The sequence below is a fragment of the Luteimonas sp. A482 genome, from assembly GCF_054072655.1.
In genome coordinates this window covers 1669189-1689102 of record NZ_JBSVRO010000001.1, presented here as the reverse complement: position 1 = coordinate 1689102, position 19914 = coordinate 1669189, and the positions used below count along the sequence as shown (strand labels likewise).

The window sequence follows — 19914 nt, the reverse complement described above, 5'->3', positions numbered from 1 at the left end:
CGTGCCTGATCCCGCTATTGCCGGGATGTATAGTCTGGCGCGCATGGCCGGTACCCCACCGGCCGCGACTAACGGAGAGACGTCATGGGTCTTGTGCAAGCGGTGGCGGGTGCGGTGGGTGGCGTGCTGGCCGACCAGTGGAAGGACTTCTACACGGTGCCGGCCGGTCTGCCGGCTACGGCCGCGCTGTTTGCCGCCGTGCCGAATGGCACCAATGCCGGTCGCGGCTCGAACACCAAGGGCTCCTCGAACATCATCACCAACGGGTCGAAGATCGTCGTACCCGAAGGCTACGGGCTGCTGCTGTTCCAGGACGGCGCCATCACCGGCTTCGCAGCGGAACCGGGCGGCTACGAATGGCGCTCGGACGACATCAATTCCAAGTCCGTGTTTGTCGGCGACGGCCTGGTGTCCTCGTTGATCAAGCAGAGCTGGGAGCGCTTCAAGTTCGGCGGCCAGCCCGGCGGCCAGCAACTCGCATTCTTCGTCTCGCTGAAGGAACTGCCGGACAACCGCTTCGGCACCCAGTCGGAAATCTACTGGGACGATGGCTTCCTCAACACGCAGGTCGGCGCGGTGACGCGCGGATCGTACACGCTCAAAATCACCGATCCCATCCTGTTCGTGAAAAACTTCGTGCCAGCCAAATACCTGCAGCCCGGCCAGGTCTTCGATTTCACCGACATCGACAACCCCGCTGCCACCCAGCTGTTCAACGAAGTGGTGGGTTCGCTCGCGCCGGCCTTCAGCCTGTACACGAACGATCCGGGCAAGGGCAACCGGATCACGAAGCTGCAGCAGGACTCCGTGGGCTTCGCCCAGAGCCTGTCGGCGGCGGTCGAGCACGCCTACCAGTGGAGCTCCGACCGCGGCCTGGCCATCGTCAAGACCGCCATCATTTCCATCGAGTACGACCCCAACACAAGGGAACTGCTCAAGACCGTGCAGCGCGCCGATGCGCTGGCCGGTACCCGCGGCAATTCAAACCTGCAGGCCAGCGTGGCCGCAGGCGTGCAGTCTGCCGGCGAGACCGGCGGTGCTGCAGGCCTGGTGGGCGTGGGCATGGCGACGGGCATGCTCGGCGTCGGCGCCCTGCAGCAGCCAGTGCCACCGGCCGCGCCGGCGGCCGATGATCCGATCGCCAAGCTCACAAAGGCCAAGCAGATGCTCGACCTCGGCCTGATCACGCAGGGCGATTACGACGCGCTCAAAGCCAAGACGCTGGGCCTGTAAGGCGGGTTGGCTTCCACGATGTCCAGACACACGGTTCCCACGCCGCCGCCCTTGCCGCCCGCCATCGGGCCCGGCTCGCCGCAGGACGTGCCGCCGGCAGCGGGCAGTTTCCCGGTGGACCCGGCCACCCTGCCCGACCCGATCCGCGACGAAGTCCTGGCGCCCGACCCGGTCGCGATCGATACGGGCTCCGACGAGCTCAAGGACGGCCAGAACCACTGCCCGAAATGCGGCGCCACCGACATCAGGCAGCGGCCCGGCACCGACATGCTGATCTGCCTGTTCTGCCGAAACGAGTGGCATGGCGAGGGCGTCGAAGAGGCCTACGGACTCGGCGTGGGCCTCGACGAATTGCACGGCACCGTGATTGCGTCCGGCGCGCAGGCCATCGCAGCCGACGCCACCAGCCTCATGAGCTTCAAGTGCACCGGCTGCGGCGCCGAGGTCACCGTCAACACGGAAAGTTCGATGACGGCGCGCTGCCACTGGTGCCGGCACGTCTTCGGCGTGAACGAACAGGTGGCGAACGGCGCCGTGCCCGACGCCGTGCTGCCCTTCCGCATCAAGAAGGAAGATGCGGTGGCGCGCATCCGCCAGTTCGTGGACAAGCGGCGGATGTTCGCGCTGAAGGTCTTCAAGCAAGAGTTCACGCCCGAGAACGTGGTGGGCGTGTACCTGCCGTACATGATCGTCGACGGCAAGGCGAGCGCCAGCGTGGTTGGCCAGGGCGAAATCGAAACCCGGCGCTACACCCAGGGCACCGGCGACAAGAAGCAGACGTACTACGACGCCGATGTGTACCAGCTGGATCGGCACGTGGACTTCACCGTGGACGACCTGCCGCTGGAATCATCGCGCGAACGCAGCAAGCTGGACGCGAACGTAAACACCAACAACATCATCAACACCATCCTGCCCTTCGATACCAAGAACGCGGTGAAGTGGAACGCGTCCTACCTGTCGGGCTTCACCTCCGAGAAGCGCGACAGCGACGTGGAGCACCTCCACCCGCGCCTGGAGGACCAGCTGCTTTCGATCGCCCGCTCCCAGGTCGAGCCGTCGGTGCGCCGTTTCGACCGCGGCGTGCGCTGGGAAACCGAACGCCTGGACGTACAGGGCACGCGCTGGGTGGCGATGTACCTGCCGGTGTGGCTGTACTCCTACCACCAGCCCGGTGCCAATGGCGGCATGCTGCACTACATCGCGGTGAACGGCCGCACCGGAGAAACCATGGGCAGCGTACCGGTGCAGCCGTGGAAGCTGCTGCTGGCTGCGCTCACCGCCGGCACGATCCTGGAAGCCGTCGCCCTGATCATCATAGGAATGCAGCAATGAGCGACGACGGTGGACTCTGGCTGCTCGCCCTCGGCCCGGCCGGCGCTGCTGCGCTGTACTGGGCCATCTATCGGCACTACCGCAACACCGACAAATCGCATGCCTTCGAGCGCGAGACGACCGTGGATGCCAAGCCAGTGACCGGGTCGGAGCGCAAGGTGAGCGAAGTGAGGGGGACGCAGGCGACGCGCATCAGTGGGGACAATGTGAAGGCGTATCGGCACAGGGTGAAGCGGGTCGCTGAGTGACGCGTTGCCCTGCGACGTGCACGACCCCGTCCTTCTTTCTCAGCCCAGCGGTGGCGGGCCAACGCGACCGTCCCGGCGTGCCTGGCCATCGTCCGCCTGGTCACGCGCCCAGGCCTTGACCGCCCGGCCGAACTTCGCGATCAGGATCATGTTGAGGAAGTGCATCAGGCCTAGCACCAGCAGGCTGATGCCCACGCGGGAGCCGACCTCGGGGATCAGGCTGATCGTGTCGACCTGCCAGTTGCCCAGCCGGTAGCTGATGAAGCCCAGGTTCACCAGATAGAAGCCGATGACCAGCAGGCGATTGGTGGAGGCGGCCAGCTCGGTGTCCTGGCCGAAGCAGCGGACCAGGAAGACCTCGCCATTGCTGGACAGGGCGCGCGCCACCCAGATGGTCATCCCGCTGGAAATGGTGAGGTAGAGGCCGTAGGCAAGATGCGTCATGACGAAATCTCCGAGTTCAAGCATGGGTGTCGCTCCGGGTTGGGAGTGACGCCAACTTGACCCGGTGTGCCCGTCATGGGCCTCCGGAAAGATAATTCCGGAACAAGTCGCACCCCGATCCACGCAGGATCAAGGGCTTATCCATGTCCAGAGTGATCATTCCGGAAGGTCGGGTGCGCCGCTCACCGCCAGCATCCGCTGCCGATATGCGCCTGGCACCTCGCCCACCTGCTCCTTGAACGCAACGTAGAAGCTGGACTGCGAATTGAAGCCCGACGCCATGCCCACCGACAGCACCGACGCGCGCGGCTCCTCCACCAGCATCCGTTGCGCGGTCTCCACCCGGTACCGCCGCACCAGCCTGGGGAAGCCCATGCCGAACTCGGTGTTGACCAGTTCCGACAGCTGGTGCCCATTGAGACCCAGCAGGTCGGCCACGGCCGCAAGGCTCAGCGACTCGGCGCGATGCGCCTGGTCGACCTCGAACACCTGACGCAGCCGCGCGGCCATCGCCTCGCGATCCACGCGAGTGAGCGTGGACTGCGCGTAGGCCACCGCCACGGCCTCGCGCGCCTTCGGCACGATGTCCGGCACGGCCAACAGCAGCCAGCCGGCCAGGCCGAACCCCAGCGCGATCAGCACCGTGTACGTCCACGCGTAGGCATCCCAGCCGAAGCTGTGGGGCGCCAGCAGGCCCGTAGTCGCCACCGCCAACGCCATCGCGCCGAACAGCGCCAACACCTTCAACTCCAGCGCAAACCAGCGCCGTAACACGCGCAGGCGATAGACCAGCACGGACAGGTGCAGCGCGAAGGCGGTGCCCATCAGCAGCGCCGCCGGAATGGCCCATGCCAGCGGCACGGCAAGTGCGACCACCAGCGCCAGCACCGGCAGCGCCCATTCCACCCGGCGCCAGGCGCCCTCCGGACGCAACACGCCCAGCAACAGCCAGTAGAACCCCAGCGACTGCAGAAACAGGACGACCACATAGCGGCGCACAGGCAGCGCGTCGCCTGCCTGCGCGATCATCCCCAGATGCCCCAGCTGGGTCAGCGCGAGCCCTGCGAGCATCACGAAGCCCGCCAGGCGGGACTGCCACGGCAACGGCGCGTTGCGGTAGCCAGTCGCGAAGGCTGCGGCCAACAGCAGCGACATTCCGACCGAGAAGCCCACCATCATCTGCAGCATCGGATCCCCTACTTTCGCGATGGCGTCGACCGCTGCACGATCGTAACTCCACCATCCAGGGAAATGGGCTGAGGCTGGAGTGACCCCGGGAAGGCCAGCCTCGTCGCCAGGAAACGGGCCAGACCGCGCTCTCTCTGTTCCCGCAAGCCCCGCTTGGGCAAACGGTGTCAGGGACAATTGTCGCTGGCTGGTGGCCTGCCCCTCGCCCGCAGTCCCGCGAACTGTCCCGTGCGCTGCGTGACCCACGCCTGGAACCTGTCCGAGCCCAGCGCCTTCTGCTGCTGCAGGTGAGCCCGGATCTCTGCGAGCAAAGCATCCCCAGTGGCTTCCGCCACGATTGTCCGGTAGGCGGCCGCCCGCGCGGGCGGATCGCTCCCCAAGGCCAGGTATTCGGGATGCGGAACCAGCAACGGATCTCCGCGGTACCCGGCGTTAGCGCCATGGCTCGACCAGGGATAGTCGTCGGGCTGCGCCACCATCCACGCGCGCACCGGATTGAGCTCAATGTACCGACTGCACGCCAGGAAGTATCGACCCGAATCCACCAGGCAGGCCTTGAGCCTCCCTTCCCACAACGTGCCCGTGCGGCCGTGCCGCCCGTTGAACAGGCCGGTGTAGTTGCACGCGAACGTATGCATCAGCCGCAACACCGCCCCCGTGCTGCCAGGCGTCACCAGCAGATGCACGTGATTGCTCATCAACACGTAGGCGTGGAGCTGACAGTCGAACCTGGCCAGGCCCTCGCGCGGACATTGCAGGTACCGCTGGCGGTCACCGTCGTCCAAGAAGCACGGCAGCCGGTTGTTTCCACGCTGCACTACTTGCTGTGGGACGCCTGCAAGGTCGAATCGCGGTTGGCGGGCCATGCCCAAGCCTCACCGCATCGCCTCCACGGACCTATCAGGCCCTCGTGCTGCGCAACGTCGGAGAACCCCTCAGCATCAGTCGGTAGTTGTCCCTGACACCTTTTGTCGCGTGACACCTTTTGTCGCGTCATGGTCCTGCCAGCCGAAACCCTCCGCCGCGATGATTCGGCCGTCCTTGACGATGGCATACGACAGGCTGAGGATCCCGCGCTCGGCGCGGTAGGCCTGCGCGAACGTCTTGAATTCCGCCAGCTTCGCCGCGTCCCCTCCGGCTGCGCCTGCAGCGGCCCCGCCAGGGCGAGCAATGCGATGACCACGACGCTCCGCAGCATGACGCTTCTCCGCTGCGCCCGGCCGGGGCGTGTCGCCGATTGAACCAGAGCCGGGCCGGCCGATCCACCGCCTCGCAGCCCGCCTCGACCGCTGCAAGGTCCTCGCCGCGCGCCGTCGTCTAGAAAGCACGCCAAGCGGTTGTTTCTGCGCTGCACCACGTTCTGCGGGAGGCCGCGAAGGTCCAACCGGGATTGGCGGGGACTTGCTCGGGCGTAGACGGGCCAGCGTCCCAGAGCCATCACGCTGCGGGGAGGGACATCATTGGACAACACCTGAGCGCAGGGGCGGGAATCGTCCCTGACACATTTTCTCCGCAAGCACTTTTTCGCCATGTGTCCGATAAATCAGGAGTGCCCCACTCTGACACCGTTCCCCCGCTTCTTCCGTTTCTCCCGGTTGGATGCACGTCCGGCTGGCCGCGGCGCAATCGAACGGACTTCGGTGGCCGCACCGCGATCGAACTTTCGTTGCACGCAATATTGGATCGAAACGTGGCTCGGGGGTAACTGGAAGACGCAACCAGCCAGTTACTGGTCACTAGGGTTGCCAAATTGGAGATCCACCATGAAACGCTACACGCCAGTCTTTGCATGCTTGCTAACCCTCGCGACCGTTCCGGTCCTTGCTTGGGACCCGATCGGCGACATCACCAACCCCGGCCGAATCATTCGGAATGTCGGTCGCGAACTCGACAATGCCGGCCGCGAGGTCGACCGCGCAAGAATCGAAGCACAGGCACAAGCCGGAGCGCCGGTGTTCGAGCAGTGGCTGGCACAATCCCGCGACAACTCCATCAACGATGCGTCGCCGATCCCGCCTCACATCAAGCAACAATTGAGCGGATTCTATGACGAGGACGTTCTCCAACGCGCAAGATTCAGGATAGGCGATGCTGGCGTTTTCAACCTAGCCAGTTTGTCGGTTCAGTACGGGGGCGCAGAGGCCGTTGCCTTGATCGATGTCATTGTCTTTAAAAATGCCGGGGATGCCTATAACAACCCAATCCTCTGGGCACACGAACTGAAACACGTCCAGCAGTTCCGCGACTGGGGAGTACGAGATTTCGCGATCCGATACCTTCGTAGCTGGAATGGTGTCGAAGGCGAGGCATACGCGGCTCAAAGTTCCTACGTGAACTGGAGTGACCAGATGGCTCAAGTCGACCACAGCTCAACTGGTCCTGCGGTCCAAGTCGCCAACTTCGCTCAACCGGCAGCAGCCAGCTTGTGCGCCACGAACTTGGGTGTCTGCGGCATGGGGGTAGCCATCCCCGTGGGATCATCGTGCTACTGCCCGACTTTCAATGGCCCGATTTGGGGCGTGGCACGTTGACGCGAAAGGCCAGATCAACCGATTCATGGCCATGAAAACGCCACACAGCGGAACAAAAACATGTGTTTGGTTCGACTTGCCAGCGCTTTCGTGAGAAGGGCAAGACTCTCGTTCCAATCTTCCGTGGAACACAGGGCCCGCAACACGGGCCTTGTGCGTTATCGGCAGAATGCGCCCGCACGGGGTCCGCCCGAACGGGGTCAGGTTGGAGTAGCCCGGTTTTTTCGGACAGTGGACCTAGGGCACATACCCTAGGTAATTCAACCGCTCTTCGTATTGGGCAGGCGATTGGAAGAACGGGCGTCCGGTTCACTTTTTCCTCCGGGCCTGTCCTGCCCCGACTTACAGCTCCATCGCCGGCAGGCGGATGCCCTGACTGCTCGGCAGATCACACCATGGCTCATGGCCCGCCTGCCTCGCCAGGATCTGCCCCACGTGCCGCAGCACATCGTGCAACGCGGCAACAATCGCCTGCCCTGCTTCCTCGATGACGGCGACAGGCTCCGCTACCTCACCGTGCTACGCGAAGCGCTTCTGGCCACGGGCGTGCGCCTGCATGCCTATGTGCTGATGGACAACCATGTCCACCTGCTGGCCACGCCACCGGAAGCCGGCGCCATCACTCGCCTGATGCAACGGCTCGGCCGGCAGTACGTAGGTTTGTTCAACGCCCGCCACGGCCGTAGCGGCACCCTGTGGGAAGGTCGCTACAAGGCTTGCCTGGTGGACAGCGAACGCTACGTCCTGGCCTGCTACTGCTACATCGAGCTCAACCCGGTCCGCGCTCGCATGACCGACGATCCCGGCGGCTATCGCTGGTCCAGCTGCGCGGCAAACCTCGGCCAGCGCCTCCAGTCCGGCCTGTGCCCGCATCCCACTTGGCTTGCGCTCGGGAACACGTCCGCAGAGCGCTCTGCCGCCTACCGTTGCCTGCTGGACGAGGCGATCCCCGACGACACGCTGGCCGACATCCGCCACTACCTGCAACAGCAACGTGCATGGGGTCGGGACGACTTCCGGGCCATGGTCGAAGCCAAGACCCGGCGATTCGCTGGCGTCAGGCCTGCACACCGACCGCGGAGATCTGACCCGACCGGGTAAGTGAACCTGACCCCGTTATCCACACCGACGCGCGGTACGCCTGGATCCAAGCGCAGCAAGCGACCTATCCGGTGAGCGCTTTGTGCCGCGCATTGGGCGTGTCGCGAAGCGGCTTCCATGCCTGGCAGACACGCTTGCCTAGTGCCCGGCAGCAGGCCGATACGCGGCTGGCGACGGTGATCCAGGCCACGCACATGGAACATCGGCAGGCCTACGGCACACGCCGCCTGTGGCGCGTGCTGGTCGCTCGTGGAGAAGACTGTGGCCGGCATCGGGTCGCGCGCCTGCGGCGCCGGCATGGCATCGTCACCCTGCGACGGCGGCGCTTCGTACGCGCTCGTGCGCCATACCACCGCACGCTAGCCGCCCCTAACCGCCTTGCCTGGCCGTTTACCAGCCCCGTCCCCAACCGGGTGTGGGTCGGCGATATCACCCATATCCCCACGCGCGAAGGCTGGTTGTACCTGGCCGCCGTGCTGGACGTGTGCAGCCGGCGCGTCGTCGGATGGGCGATGGCCTCGCAGCAGACCCGGGATCTAGCCGAACGCGCTCTGGCCATGGCCCTCGTGCAGCGTCGTCCGGGGCCCAACGTGGTCCTTCATCACGACCGCGGCAGCCAGTACACGAGCGCCAGCTACCGGGCGAAAGCGGAGGCAGCGAATATCATGCTGAGCATGAGCCGACCCGGCATGCCTTACGACAATGCGATGGCGGAGAGCTTCTTCAGCACGCTCAAACTGGAGCTGGTACCAGACAAGGCCTTCGCCTCACGCGAAGCTGCTCGCTTGGCTGTGTTCGATTACATCGAGACCTTCTATAACCGAACACGCATGCACTCGGCTCTAGACTACCAATCGCCCGCCCAATACGAAGAGCGGTTCAATCGCCTGGGGTATGTGCCCTAGGTCCACTGTCCGAAAAGCCGGGGTCACTCCAACCTGACCCCGTTATCGATTGAGCTTCAAGCAGCGCCTGCAGCTCTGGCTGGCTTGGCAGCAATGCGCGCTCGACGCTGCCGTCGGGGACCCGGCACTCCTGATCCTGATCGCCAGCAAGCGCGTGGGGAATCGTCCGGGACGCATGGAGCCACGAGCGATCAAGCGACGACCTAAAAGCCTGCCGCTTCTCAATCAACCGCGCCAGATCGCACGCAAAGGCCTCAGAAATGACACGACAAAACAGCATGTTGCCGCTTAAGTAAGCGCCATTCGTCCCTGACACCCTTTGCCCCTTTTGCCTTGCGCAGCCGGGACGGCTACTGTCGGCGATCGCGTCGAGCCACTCGGATGGACATCCCGGGGCTGGCATCATCACCGCCGCCCGGGCAGATCGGGATGGCAAGGGATCGAACTGGGGAGAACCGATGAAGCGTGTGACATTCGTGGCGGCAGCCAGCCTGCTTGCCCTGGCGGGCAATGTGGGCGCTGCCTCGCAGCTCAAGCTCAACGAGCAAGGCTATTTCGAGGCGCCGGGCCTCAACGTCACCGTCTTTGCCGACATCTATCCCGATGGGCACCAGACCGGCGTGACCGTGATCCAGCATGGCGAGCGCGTGGCAGCCAATGGCGACCTGCGCCTGGAGCCTTCGCCCGGCCAGTGGTCGCCGGTGCCGGCTGGTGACGGAACGGCTGCGCATGACCCGGCCACCGGTACGGTGACCCAGGCCCTGCGCTACCCGGACGAGAGCAAGAACCGCAAGGGCTTCAATCCGATCGAGTATCCGGACCTGGACTTCCGTTACGAGGTGGGAGTGACGCCGCTGGACGGCCACGCCTTCCGGATCGCGGTCCACCTGGACAAGCCCCTGCCCGCCGAATGGGAAGGCAAGGTCGGCTTCAACTTCGAACTGTTCCCGACCGACCTGTTCGGCAAATCCTTCCTCATGGATGGCGCCGCTGGCAGCTTCCCGCGCCAGGCCAATGGCCCGGTGGTCTCGATGGAAGGCCACACGCTCACTGCGCCCCTGGCGACCGGCAGCAGCCTGGTGGTCGCGCCGGAGAGCCCGCTGCAGCGGCTGAAGATCGAAAGCCGCAGCGGCGAGCTGGTGTTGCTGGACGGTCGCGGCAACATGAACAACGGCTGGTACATCGTGCGCGAGCTGACCCGTCCCGGGGCCACGCGCGATGCGATCACCTGGGTGGTGACGCCCAACGTGGTGCCGGAATGGCGCTATGCGCCGGTGGTCCAGGTATCCCAGGTGGGCTACCGGCCCGAGCAGGCCAAGACCGTCATCATCGAACAGGACAAGCGCGATACCCGCGCCGACCCGCTGACCCTTTACCGGATCACCGAGGATGGCCCGAAGGAAGCCGCGCGTTACACGCCCAGGTCCTGGGGCAAGTTCCTGCGCTATCACTACCTGACCGCGGACCTGAGCGCGGTGCGCGAGCCGGGCATGTACGAGCTGTCCTACCGCGGCAAGCGCACGCACGCCTTCCGCATCGGCGGGGACGTATTCGACCGCGGCGTGTGGCAGCCCACGCTGGAGTACTTCCTGCCGGCGCAGATGTGCCACATGCTGGTGAAGGAGAACTACCGCACCTGGCATGGCCTGGACCACATGGATGACGCGCGCATGGCGCCGGCCGGCGTGCATTTCGACGGCTACGACCAGGGGGCGGACACCCTCAGCCGCTTCAAGCCCGGCGACCGCATCCCGGGCATGGCCGTGGGTGGCTGGCACGACGCCGGCGACTACGACCTGCGCATCGAGAGCCAGATGGGCACGATCAAGCTGCTGGCGCAGATGGTCGAGGAATTCGGCCTGGACCACGACACCACCACCATCGACCAGGCACGCAAGGAAGCCCTGCTGCTGCGCCCGGACGGGGTCAACGACGGCCTCCAGCAGATCGAACACGGCCTGCTCAATGTGCTGGCTGGTTATCGCGCCCTGGGCCGCACCTACCGCGGCGTGATCGAGCCGACCCTGGAGCAGTACGTGCTGTTGGGCGATGTCACCATCCAGACCGACAACCTGGCCTACGACCCCGCCCTGCCCGCCGGTGGCCGCACCGGCACGCCCTCCGCGATCAACGACGACCGCTGGGTGTTCACCGAGGACAACCCCAACCGCGAACTGTCCACGGCCTCGGGCCTGGCGGTGGCGGCGCGGGTGCTGCGCGCGTCCAATCCGGCCATGGCCCAGGAAGCGCTGGATGCGGCCATCGACCTGACCGCCAAGGCCCTGGACCGCGCGACCAGCGTCGGCGCGAAAGTGGCAGCGTTGAGTGAACTGGCCCGCAGCACCGGCGACCAGGCCTACGTGGACGCGCTGGTCGCGCTCAAGCCGGACATCGTGGCGGCGATCGACAAGACCGGCCCTTCCCTGTCCAGCGCCCTGCCCCTGGTCAAGGACGCCGCGTTCCTGCGCGAGGTCGATGCCGCGGTGGCGGCACACCAGGCCAAGCTGGCCGACGACGCGACCAAGACCCCGTACCGGGTTCCCTACGTGCCCCACATCTGGGGCGCCGGCTGGGACATCCAGCGCTTCGGCGTGGACCAGTACTTCTTCAGCAAGGGCTGGCCGCAGCACACCCCCGATGCCCTGCAGATGGACGCGCTCAACTTCGTGCTGGGCGTGCACCCGGGCAATGTCACCGAGTCCTTCGCCTCCGGCGTGGGCGCGCACTCGGCCACGGTGGCGTATGGCACCAACCGCGCCGACTGGGGCTATATCCCCGGCGGGGTGATCTCGGGCACGGCGCTGATCCGCCCGGACCTGCCCGAACTGAAGATCTGGCCCTACTTCTGGCAGCAGCGCGAGTACGTGATCGGAGGCGGCGCGGAGAACTTCATGTTCCTGGCGCTGGCCGCAGCGCAGCGCGACGCGTCCAACTGAGCCTCGCCCGGGCGCTTTGTGCCCGGGCCGTTCAGTCGACCTGCGCAGGCCCTGCTTGCGCAGGTCGACTCACGCTGCCGCAACCGTTAACGGGGCCACGTTAACGGGGCCAGGTTAACTTTCCTGACAACGCTTGATGGCGATTCCCGAGACACGGTTCCGGGATGTACGGACCGCAGCCAACCACATGCTTCCGCATGCTCACAGGCATGGCCCGCCTCCCTCGTATCGACCTGCCCGGCATCCCGCAGCACGTGGTGCAACGCGGCAACAATCGCCTGCCCTGCTTCCTCGACGACGGCGATCGATTGCGCTACCTCCAGCTCCTGCAGGAGTCACTGGCCACGACGCACTGCCGCCTGCATGCCTACGTCCTGATGGACAATCATGTCCACCTTCTTGTGACACCGCAGAACGCCGGCGACGTTGGCCGCTTGATGCAACGACTCGGCACGAACTACGTCGGCCTCTTCAACGCCCGGCATGTCCGCAGCGGGAGCCTGTGGGAGGGGCGATACAAGGCGTGCCTGGTCGACAGTGAAGACTACGTGCTGCGCTGCCATCGCTATATCGAGCTCAATCCCGTCCGCGCGCGACTGACCGACGATCCAGCAACGTATCGCTGGTCCAGCTGCCCGGCATACCTGGGCCAGCGCCCGACTTCCGACCTCTGCCACCACCCGGTCTGGCAAAGCCTCGCCGGCAGCCAACCCGAGCGTCGGGAAGCCTGGCGTCGCATCCTCGAGGAGGTCGTGCCGCCGGAACAACTCGCTGAAATCCGCCTCTACCTGCAACAGCAACGGGCACTGGGCCGCGACGCCTTCAAAGCGATGGTCGAAGCGAAAACCCGACGCTTCGCTTCTACCCGACCTGCCCATCGTCCATGCCGAAGGCCGGAAGAAGCAAGAGATTAACTACACCTGGCCCCGTTCTTGTTCCTACCTCCACCTTCTGCGCGAGTCGCTGGCCAGGACGCAATGCCACCTGCATGCCTATGTCTTGATGGACAACCATGTCCATCTCCTGGTGACTCCGCAAAACGCCGGCGACGTTGGCCGCCTGATGCAGCACCTCGGCACCAACTACGTCTGCCTCTTCAATGCCCGGCATGGGCGCACCGGGAGTCTGTGGGAGGGCCGTTACAAGGCCTGCCTGGTCGACAGCGAAGACTACGTACTGCGCTGCCACCGGTACATCGAGCTCAACCCGGTCCGCGCGAGGCTGACCGACGATCCAGCGACGTACCGCTGGTCCAGCTGTCCGGCATATCTGGGCGAGCGCCCTGCTTCGGCCCTTAGCCCGCATCCGGTCTGGCAAGGTCTCGCCAGCAGCCAACCGGAGCGCCAGCAGGTCTGGCGCCGCATCCTCGATGAGGCCCTGCCCGCGGAACAGCTCGCGGAGATACGCCTCTACCTCCAACAGCAACGGGCACTGGGCCGCGATGCCTTCAAGGCGATGGTCGAAGCCAAGACCCGACGCTTCGCGTCTGCGCGCCCTGCCCATCGTCCACGCCGACGAGCAGAGGGAGCATCTGATTAACTACACCTGGCCCCGTTCTTGGCCCCGTTCTTGCCGGCTAGAACTCATCTTCCGCTAGATCGTAAGTCTCGAAGTTTCCACCATCGACCTTGTACAGCGTCATAGTCATCTCGCTGTACTCGATGCCCTCTACAGTACGACGTTCTTCTACATCGAAGGGCTCAGAACGCGTCAGGGCACCCGATTCCAGATCCCTATAGCGAATGTCGTAGGCGCCGGCTGTCACCTGATTCATGGTGAATCTTGATCCTGCAGGGATGAAGAAGTGCCTGACGGGACGGGCTATGTCGCCATTCAGTGAGACAAGCTTGGCAAAGACATCTGAGTCGTTTCGAGTGTTATCCACCGTGACATTCGAGTGTCCATCGTTGTTGCCTATCGAATACCTAGCCAGGTACTCAGCGCGCTTGGGCCACGGGGTATCGTCGGGCGCGTGGTTCGGTCGGAAATAGGCGGTCGCCGGAACCGGTGCTGGCGCCCCTGGTCCTTGGCCGGTACCTTGGCAACCTGGTGGCAACTTGCTTGCATAGTGTCGCGTGCCGTTTTCCACGTAGGTGTAGATCGCGCTTTCCCGCCCGCCTTGTCCTTTTATTGAACTGACCTTGCGACAGTCCGAGATCGCGACGTCGGGCAATTTTGCGGGCGCAGTGGCCTGATACGGTTTGGGGCCTGGGCGCGGTGGTGGTGGTGGACGATCTGGCGTCACCGCGTCCCATATCCAAATGCCGCCGATCAGCAAGGCCAGCATGGTCAGCTGAGGCACGGCCCGCGCGACTCTGATCACCGTCCTGAAGGGCCATAGCAGTGCTGTCGCCAGCAAGTTGCCCTGCAAACGCGAAGTGCGGGACGGGGCTGGTTGCCTCCATTGCGGAGGAATAGGCGGCGCCTCGGAATGAGTCCGTTGCGCGCGTCTTAGCTCTTCCCGTGCGATCCATGCATCGTGCTCCCGCCGCCGGCTCGGATCGGAGAGGATCTCGTACGACTGGTTGATGAGCGACATAACCGCTGCAGCGCGGGCGTCGCCAGGTCGTTTGTCGGGGTGGTACTGCTGGCTTAGTGTCCTATAGGCCGCCCGAATGACAGAGTCGGGCGCATCCCGAGACACCTTCAAATTATCGTAATGCGTCCGCAATCCCGCCATGATCTGAAGCCCCCAGGCTAACGCCGCGGTTGCAGGGGAATGCGTTGACGACACGCCCGCCCGTCAACCTCCCGATCTAGGTGCCGCTTGAATTTCCCCTAGCCGCTCAACAATCTTATCCAGGCGTATTTTCCGATATGATGTAATCAATGGTTTCCCGAATCTCTGCGGCGCAGTTGATGACTTTTAGGCGCTTATAAGCGAGTAGACCAAGCCTGTTAGCGGGCGTTGCCAGCAACGCACCGAGAAAGCTATGCGGCGCGGCAACAACGTCTGAGAAATCGATAACGATCACCTTTCCCTGATCAATCTGCGGCAAAAGCGTTCTATCTCGAAATCTGATCGCAGCATCCTTATCCTCTGCCCGCGTCCCAAAGATGTTGTAAATGCTGAGATAAAACTTACCCAAATCCTCCGCAGCCGTCTTCTTCTGGAGCTCCGTCTGCGCCCGCTCACGCAATTCCTGCATCAGCGAATGAAGCTCAAATTGCACGGTAGGGGAAACCTTGATCGCCACTAGGGCGAACGTGCCCGGCCAACAGGACACAATCGTCTTGGCGGTCGTATCCCGCGGAGAGACGTGCAAGACGCCGTTCCCCGACACTAGCCACATGTCAGCCTGCAACTTTCGTACGACGTTTGAGGAAATATAGAGTCCGACGCCCTGGTTGTTCTTGCCAGCGTATGGATTAACAGCCCCAAAGGTGCCGGAAACGTTTGGCTCGATCGCCTTCTTGAGCGCTTCCGCATCTGACTCAAACGCGGGATACGCTTGCTCCAAATGCGCCTTGATACCTACACCCAGGTCACCGATCAGAAAGTGAATCTCGTGCTGGGTCTCGTACCATGTGAACTGAATGACAGATGGCAAACGCTTCTGCCCACGGTATGATTGGAAGTAAGAATCCCCGTGCTCAATCGTGTTGTAAAGCAACTCTGACAGCACGTAGCGGAGAGTGTTGATGTACTCGACATTGAAGCCTTCGCAGTACTTCTCAGCTCGTGACATAGCGAACTTGAAATCGCCACTATTCCTAATCGCGATCAGCGGCTTGTGCTCGTGCCCATTGAAGTTTACTGAGTCGTCGAACAATACTGTGAACGCGCCCAGCGCCCCCATTAGGCGCCACATCTCCGAGGCGCCAGCCCCCTCCTCGGCGTACTTGAACGACACTGTGCAGCCTTGGGTCTTTAGCCGCATTACGTACAGCACGAGCAAGCTAAGGGCTTGATAGTTCGCCGACTTGCAGATCGAAAAGTCGATCTCGACCGGACGGTCGGTCAAGCTCCAGTCGAAGAATGGCAGGACCTGATCGAAGTCAGTGACGTTATGCCTCTTGAAAGCGAAGTACGCTGGCAGCTTCTTTCTTACGGTCCGCTGTCTTCTAATCTCCTTAGCGGCTTTGCCAAGATCTGCCTTCCAGTCCTTCGTCACGCGCTCATCGCCCTCTGTTTTTTGATCGCAGCGTTGTCGTCAGGCACTACATATTCCTCCGATACTCCCCCCCCACCTCATACAAGGCATGACTGATCTGCCCCAATGAGTGGGTCTTCACCGCTTCGACCAGCGCCTCGAACACATTCCCCCGTCGCCGCGCCGTGTCCTGAAGATACGCCAGCCCGCGCCCGTCGTGAATCTCGCCGGCGATGGTTTCGGGTGAATCTGGTTGCGACGAGGCGGGCTGGCCCCCATCCCGGCCTTCCCCCGCTCGCGGGGGAAGGAGCGGAGCGAGGGGGTTGCGTGAGGTCTGCCAGCTTCCAACGTTGGCAATCTGCTGCCCCTTCTCCCCCTCCGTCGACCGGATCAGCTCGATCTCCGTCGCCACCTCGCCTGCATGCTCCTTGGGCAGGAAGGTGTTCACCCCCACCAGCGGCAGCGAGCCGTCGTGCTTCTTGTGTTCGTAGTACAGGCTCTCTTCCTGGATCTTGCCGCGCTGGTACATGGTGTCCATGGCGCCCAGGACGCCGCCGCGCTCGCTGATGGCCTCGAACTCCCTGTAGACGGCCTCTTCCACCAGGTCGGTGAGGTAGTCAACGGCGAAGCTGCCCTGCCAGGGGTTCTCGATGAAGTTGAGGCCCAGCTCCTTGTTGATGATCATCTGGATGGCCACGGCGCGGCGCACGCTTTCTTCGGTGGGCGTGGTGATGGCCTCGTCGTAGGCGTTGGTGTGCAGGCTGTTGCAGTTGTCGAACAGGGCGTACAGCGCCTGCAGTGTGGTGCGGATGTCGTTGAACTGGATCTCCTGCGCGTGCAGGGACCGGCCGCTGGTCTGGATGTGGTACTTCATCATCTGGCTGCGTTCGTTGGCGCCGTAGCGCTCGCGCATGGCGCGTGCCCAGATGCGGCGGGCGACGCGGCCGATGACGGTGTACTCGGGGTCCATGCCGTTGCTGAAGAAGAACGACAGGTTGGGCGCGAAGTCGTCGATCTGCATGCCGCGCGCCAGGTAGTACTCGACGATGGTGAAGCCGTTGCTCAGGGTAAAGGCGAGCTGGCTGATCGGGTTCGCCCCGGCCTCGGCAATGTGGTAGCCCGAGATCGACACCGAGTAGAAGTTGCGCACCGCGTTGTCGACGAAGTACTGCTGGATGTCGCCCATCATGCGCAGGGCGAACTCGGTGCTGAAGATGCAGGTGTTCTGGGCCTGGTCCTCTTTGAGGATGTCGGCCTGCACGGTGCCGCGCACGGTGGCCAGGGTTTCGGCCTTGATGCGGGCGTAGGTGTCGGCATCCACCAGCTGGTCGCCGGTCATGCCGAGGAAGGCCAGGCCGAGGCCGTCGTTGGTGGGCGGGAGGTCGCCGTGGTAGCTCGGGCGCTCCTTGTCCTTGAAGAACGCGTCGATCTTCTGTTGCGCGTCCGCCCAGCGGGCGTCGTCGGCCTTGAGGTATTTCTCCACCTGCTGGTCGATGGCGCAGTTCATGAACATCGCCAGGATCATCGGCGCCGGGCCGTTGATGGTCATCGACACGCTGGTGGTGGGCGCGCACAGGTCGAAGCCCGAGTAGAGCTTCTTCATGTCGTCCAGCGTGGGGATGTTGACGCCGGAGTTGCCGATCTTGCCGAAGATGTCGGGGCGCGGGGCCGGGTCTTCCCCGTAGAGGGTGACGCTGTCGAAGGCGGTGGACAGACGCGCGGCGGGCTGGCCGACGCTGAGGTAGTGGAAGCGGCGGTTGGTGCGCTCGGGCGTGCCTTCGCCGGCGAACATGCGGATGGGGTCTTCGCCGGTGCGGCGGTAGGGGTAGACGCCGCCGGTGTAGGGGTAGCTGCCGGGCAGGTTTTCCTTGCCCAAAAAGGTGAGCAGTTCGCCCCAGGATTTGTAGGTGGGGGCGGCGATCTTGGGGATCGGCTGGTGGCTGAGGGACTGGCGGTAGTTTTCGACGCGGATGGTCTTGTTGCGGACCTGGTATTCGGTGGCTTCGTCGGTGATGGACTTGAGGCGTTGGGGCCAGTCGCGGAGGTTGCGGAGGTTTTCGGCGGTGAGGGACTGGATGGCGTCGTTGTAGCGTTGGCGGAGGGTGAGGAGGGAACGGTCGGGGGCGATGTCATTCCGAGGCGGAGCCGAGGAATCTGCGTTGGTGTGGGAAGCGAGATCCCTCGCTGCGCTCGGGATGACACCGGTGGTGGTCGGCAGGCGTTGGGTTCCCGCTTTCGCGGGGACGACGTCTGTCGTGTCGTAGAGGTCGAGCTGCCTGGGCAGCTTGGGGTCTTCGAGTTCCTGCAGGGACTGCCAGAAGGATTGGGCGCGGTTGGCGGCTTCGGCCTGCTTTTCGATGGAGGCGTTGATGGCGCGGCCCTGCTCGGCGATCTCGGCGAGGTAGCGGACGCGGGCGCCGGGGATGAGGATGGTGGCGCGAGGTTCCTTGAGCGAGGTGTCGATCTGCGGGGTGAAGTCGCAGCGCGGCGCCGCCGTCGCCGCTGTAGGAGCGGCTTCAGTCGCGATCGGTACCTGGGTGGAGCCGTCTGCCGGTTTCGTGGTCGCGGCTGAAGCCGCTCCTACAGGAGACGCGGGAGAGGCAGAGGCTGCGGGCGGCAGGGCGAGATTCTCCCGCAGCAACCGGCACAGGTTGGCGAACATCCAGCTGATGCCGGGGTCGTTGAACTGGCTGGCGATGGTGGGATAGACCGGCACATCCTCGTCGGCCATCTGGAAGGCGACGCGGTTGCGCTTCCACTGCTTGCGCACGTCGCGCAGGGCGTCTTCGGCGCCGCGCTTGTCGTACTTGTTGAGCACGATCAGCTCGGCGAAGTCGATCATGTCGATCTTCTCCAGCTGGCTGGCAGCGCCGTAGTCGCTGGTCATGACGTACATGGGGAAATCGACCAGGTCGACGATCTCCGAATCGCTCTGGCCGATGCCGGCGGTTTCCACGATCACCAGGTCATAGCCCAGGCCCTTGAGGAAGCCGATGCAGTCCTTGAGCACGGCATTGGTCGCCACGTTCTGGCGGCGGGTGGCCATCGAGCGCATGTACACGCGATGGCTGCGCAGCGAGTTCATGCGGATGCGGTCGCCCAGCAGCGCGCCGCCGCTGCGGCGGCGCGTGGGGTCGACGCTGATCACCGCCATGCGCATCTTCGGGAAGTGGGCGAGGAAGCGGTTGAGCAGTTCGTCGGTCACCGAACTCTTGCCGGCGCCGCCGGTGCCGGTGATGCCGATCACCGGCGTAGTGCCGGCGTGCCCGGCCGCGCCTGCCGCCCACTGCTTGCGCAGCATGGCCAGCTCGGCATCGGAATAGGCGCCGTCCTCGATGGCCGAGAGCACGCGGCCGATGGCGATCTCGTCCTCCAGCGGCGGGCGCGTGTTGGCCGGCTGGCGGGCCTGGGCGGCCGTGGCCTCGCGGGCGTTCGACACGCGCGCCACCACGTCCTCGATCATCTCCACCAGGCCCAGCTTCATGCCGTCGTTGGGGTGGTAGATGCGCTCGACGCCGTAGGCCTCCAGCTCGCGGATCTCCTCGGGGGTGATGGTGCCGCCGCCGCCGCCCACCACGCGGATGTGGCCGGCGCCGCGCTCGCGCAGCATGTCGACCATGTACTTCATGTATTCCACGTGCCCGCCCTGGTAGCTGGACAGGGCGATGGCGTCGGCGTCCTCCTGCAGCGCGGCGCGCACCACGTCCTCGACGCTGCGGTTGTGGCCGAGGTGGATGACTTCGGCGCCCTGGGCCTGGATCAGCCGGCGCATGATGTTGATGGCCGCGTCGTGCCCGTCGAACAGGCTGGCGGCGGTGACGAAGCGCAGCGGGGTGGCGTCGGGCTGGGTTTCGGTGAGCTGGGTGGCTGGCGTGCCCATGGCGCGCTCCGGCATGATT

15 protein-coding genes and 2 pseudogenes are annotated in these 19914 nt (G+C 64.4%); 10 read left to right on the top strand and 7 right to left on the bottom strand.

Annotation, left to right across the window (positions count from 1 at the left end; all coding sequences use genetic code 11):
* Positions 1 to 84: 84 nt before the first annotated feature.
* The 3 genes from ACW5DW_RS07475 to ACW5DW_RS07465 are packed head-to-tail and all read left to right on the top strand — an operon-like array spanning position 85 to position 2816.
* Positions 85 to 1233, top strand: a complete 1149-nt coding sequence (locus ACW5DW_RS07475; protein WP_457018124.1) for an SPFH domain-containing protein — start codon at positions 85 to 87, stop codon at positions 1231 to 1233.
* Between the two features lie 18 nt (positions 1234 to 1251).
* The gene (locus ACW5DW_RS07470) at positions 1252 to 2568 is read left to right on the top strand and encodes a TFIIB-type zinc ribbon-containing protein (protein WP_457018123.1); all 1317 of its coding nucleotides are present in this window, start codon (positions 1252 to 1254) and stop codon (positions 2566 to 2568) included.
* Positions 2565 to 2816, top strand: a complete 252-nt coding sequence (locus ACW5DW_RS07465; RefSeq protein ID WP_457018122.1) for a hypothetical protein — start codon at positions 2565 to 2567, stop codon at positions 2814 to 2816. Before ACW5DW_RS07470 ends, ACW5DW_RS07465 begins: the two co-directional genes overlap by 4 nt.
* A gap of 39 nt (positions 2817 to 2855) precedes the next feature.
* Here the strand turns inward: ACW5DW_RS07465 and ACW5DW_RS07460 are convergent, their stop codons facing one another.
* The 3 genes from ACW5DW_RS07460 to ACW5DW_RS07450 form a co-directional block, all read right to left on the bottom strand.
* Complete coding sequence (locus ACW5DW_RS07460) at positions 2856 to 3284, bottom strand: hypothetical protein (RefSeq protein WP_457018121.1); 429 nt, start codon at positions 3282 to 3284, stop codon at positions 2856 to 2858.
* Positions 3285 to 3416: 132 nt separating this feature from the next.
* Positions 3417 to 4448 (bottom strand): helix-turn-helix domain-containing protein, encoded by a 1032-nt coding sequence (locus ACW5DW_RS07455; protein ID WP_457018120.1) that lies wholly within the window; start codon positions 4446 to 4448, stop codon positions 3417 to 3419.
* 167 nt (positions 4449 to 4615) lie between these two features.
* On the bottom strand, positions 4616 to 5314 hold the full coding sequence (locus ACW5DW_RS07450; protein WP_457018119.1) for a transposase: 699 nt from the start codon (positions 5312 to 5314) through the stop codon (positions 4616 to 4618).
* Positions 5315 to 6211: 897 nt separating this feature from the next.
* Between ACW5DW_RS07450 and ACW5DW_RS07445 the strand changes: the two genes are divergently transcribed.
* The 7 genes and pseudogenes from ACW5DW_RS07445 (at position 6212) to ACW5DW_RS07415 (ending at position 13460) form a co-directional block, all read left to right on the top strand.
* A complete protein-coding gene (locus ACW5DW_RS07445; RefSeq protein ID WP_457018118.1) occupies positions 6212 to 6979 on the top strand; it encodes an eCIS core domain-containing protein in 768 nt (255 codons plus the stop codon).
* Between the two features lie 402 nt (positions 6980 to 7381).
* Positions 7382 to 8080 (top strand): transposase, encoded by a 699-nt coding sequence (locus ACW5DW_RS07440; protein WP_457018117.1) that lies wholly within the window; start codon positions 7382 to 7384, stop codon positions 8078 to 8080.
* Positions 8081 to 8097: 17 nt separating this feature from the next.
* A complete protein-coding gene (locus tag ACW5DW_RS07435; protein WP_457018430.1) occupies positions 8098 to 8985 on the top strand; it encodes an IS3 family transposase in 888 nt (295 codons plus the stop codon).
* 127 nt (positions 8986 to 9112) lie between these two features.
* Positions 9113 to 9277 (top strand): annotated as a pseudogene (locus ACW5DW_RS07430) (IS4 family transposase); the annotation flags it as partial.
* A 166-nt stretch (positions 9278 to 9443) separates the two neighbouring features.
* Positions 9444 to 11921: a glycoside hydrolase family 9 protein gene (locus tag ACW5DW_RS07425; protein ID WP_457018116.1), complete on the top strand. Its 2478-nt coding sequence runs from the start codon at positions 9444 to 9446 to the stop codon at positions 11919 to 11921.
* Between the two features lie 209 nt (positions 11922 to 12130).
* Entirely contained in the window at positions 12131 to 12835 is a 705-nt protein-coding gene (locus tag ACW5DW_RS07420) for a transposase (RefSeq protein ID WP_457018115.1), read from the top strand.
* Positions 12831 to 13460: a transposase gene (locus ACW5DW_RS07415; RefSeq protein WP_457018429.1), complete on the top strand. Its 630-nt coding sequence runs from the start codon at positions 12831 to 12833 to the stop codon at positions 13458 to 13460. Before ACW5DW_RS07420 ends, ACW5DW_RS07415 begins: the two co-directional genes overlap by 5 nt.
* Positions 13461 to 13497: 37 nt before the next feature.
* Here ACW5DW_RS07415 and ACW5DW_RS07410 read toward each other — a convergent pair whose 3' ends face one another.
* The 4 genes and pseudogenes from ACW5DW_RS07410 to ACW5DW_RS07395 all read right to left on the bottom strand — a co-directional run bounded on the left by ACW5DW_RS07410 (position 13498) and on the right by ACW5DW_RS07395 (position 19895).
* Positions 13498 to 14208 carry a hypothetical protein gene (locus ACW5DW_RS07410; protein WP_457018442.1) on the bottom strand — a complete coding sequence of 237 codons (711 nt, stop codon included), beginning with the start codon at positions 14206 to 14208 and terminating at the stop codon, positions 13498 to 13500.
* Positions 14209 to 14409: 201 nt separating this feature from the next.
* A pseudogene (locus tag ACW5DW_RS07405) lies at positions 14410 to 14601 on the bottom strand (J domain-containing protein); the annotation flags it as partial.
* A 115-nt stretch (positions 14602 to 14716) separates the two neighbouring features.
* Positions 14717 to 16036, bottom strand: a complete 1320-nt coding sequence (locus ACW5DW_RS07400) for an STAS-like domain-containing protein (RefSeq protein WP_457018114.1) — start codon at positions 16034 to 16036, stop codon at positions 14717 to 14719.
* 46 nt (positions 16037 to 16082) lie between these two features.
* A complete protein-coding gene (locus ACW5DW_RS07395; protein ID WP_457018113.1) occupies positions 16083 to 19895 on the bottom strand; it encodes a methylmalonyl-CoA mutase family protein in 3813 nt (1270 codons plus the stop codon).
* Between the last annotated feature and the right edge of the window lie 19 nt (positions 19896 to 19914).

Bases quoted from the DNA above. Each gene is read 5' to 3' on its own strand.
- ACW5DW_RS07475 (WP_457018124.1), top strand. From the start codon at position 85: ATGGGTCTTGTGCAAGCGGTGGCGGGTGCGGTGGGTGGCGTGCTGGCC.
- ACW5DW_RS07470 (WP_457018123.1), top strand. From the start codon at position 1,252: ATGTCCAGACACACGGTTCCCACGCCGCCGCCCTTGCCGCCCGCCATC.
- ACW5DW_RS07465 (WP_457018122.1), top strand. From the start codon at position 2,565: ATGAGCGACGACGGTGGACTCTGGCTGCTCGCCCTCGGCCCGGCCGGC.
- ACW5DW_RS07460 (WP_457018121.1), bottom strand. From the start codon at position 3,284: ATGCTTGAACTCGGAGATTTCGTCATGACGCATCTTGCCTACGGCCTC.
- ACW5DW_RS07455 (WP_457018120.1), bottom strand. From the start codon at position 4,448: ATGCTGCAGATGATGGTGGGCTTCTCGGTCGGAATGTCGCTGCTGTTG.
- ACW5DW_RS07450 (WP_457018119.1), bottom strand. From the start codon at position 5,314: ATGGCCCGCCAACCGCGATTCGACCTTGCAGGCGTCCCACAGCAAGTA.
- ACW5DW_RS07445 (WP_457018118.1), top strand. From the start codon at position 6,212: ATGAAACGCTACACGCCAGTCTTTGCATGCTTGCTAACCCTCGCGACC.
- ACW5DW_RS07440 (WP_457018117.1), top strand. From the start codon at position 7,382: ATGGCCCGCCTGCCTCGCCAGGATCTGCCCCACGTGCCGCAGCACATC.
- ACW5DW_RS07425 (WP_457018116.1), top strand. From the start codon at position 9,444: ATGAAGCGTGTGACATTCGTGGCGGCAGCCAGCCTGCTTGCCCTGGCG.
- ACW5DW_RS07420 (WP_457018115.1), top strand. From the start codon at position 12,131: ATGGCCCGCCTCCCTCGTATCGACCTGCCCGGCATCCCGCAGCACGTG.
- ACW5DW_RS07410 (WP_457018442.1), bottom strand. From the start codon at position 14,208: ATGCTGGCCTTGCTGATCGGCGGCATTTGGATATGGGACGCGGTGACG.
- ACW5DW_RS07395 (WP_457018113.1), bottom strand. From the start codon at position 19,895: ATGGGCACGCCAGCCACCCAGCTCACCGAAACCCAGCCCGACGCCACC.